Annotated in this window: 1 pseudogene; it reads left to right on the forward strand. The window is 36.1% G+C overall.

Features of this window, described 5'->3' with window-relative positions:
- Nucleotides 1-186, forward strand: a pseudogene (locus tag ACFIKE_RS11805) (cell division protein ZapA); the annotation flags it as partial.
- Between the last annotated feature and the right edge of the window lie 669 nt (nucleotides 187-855).

An 855-nucleotide genomic window follows, 5' to 3' on the forward strand; every position in this document is an offset into this window, starting at 1 on the left:
AAACGAGAAAATAAAAAATTACAAGAAGACTACAATGCTCTTTTACGACTCCACAACGAAAGAGACCGCACCATGGGGAAAATTATGCGTGACACCACACAACGTATTGAAAATCTCACCAACCAATTGCTCAAAGATGATCAAAACCGCACAAACATTCAAGAACAAGAACAGGAAGATTTCTAAAAGTACATCAGCGTGTAATAAACCAGAGATTTGACTTGTCCGCCACATCTCACAGGATAAAAATTCTTAAACCCACACCAGTCTTTAAACAGTCTGGTTTCTTATAGGAAGGATTCCAGCTACTCACAACTTATGGGATTAACTTAAACCTCAACAAGAAAGCCCTACCCTGAATATTTCACCTCCGCACAAACACTTCCTATATCAAGGAGACTGCCTTATATCACCACACTTCAAATGAGATGTCTTTTCACAGCGCAATAAGATAACAAAACCAACATCATTGTAAAAAAATCATATAAATGACAACAGCAACAAACAAATAAAGCATCCTCAAAGAAAAAGAGCTATATTCATGTTCCCTATGAATGCATGCCCAAAATCCTTGCCACTAGATAATATCAAGCAGATTCAATATATTAAAAAAATAACCTTATCTATTATACCGTAAAATACCGCTATTTGATAATATAAGCACCATGGAGTCTTTGCACCTAGAATGTCCATCCGATGAAACCCACCGAGAAAAACCATATCGTTTATAAACCAGCGTGAACTTTAGTATTTTCATCCTTTAGAGCCGGAAAAAAGTCAAACCCGAAGAGTATGTTAATCTCATACAACCTCAAACATCATAAACAACAATAATAGCTCTTGAAAACATCCTCT

This window comes from Bartonella sp. MU70NMGDW, from assembly GCF_042194085.1.
In the GTDB taxonomy this organism is placed as follows: Bacteria; Pseudomonadota; Alphaproteobacteria; order Rhizobiales; family Rhizobiaceae; genus Bartonella; species Bartonella grahamii.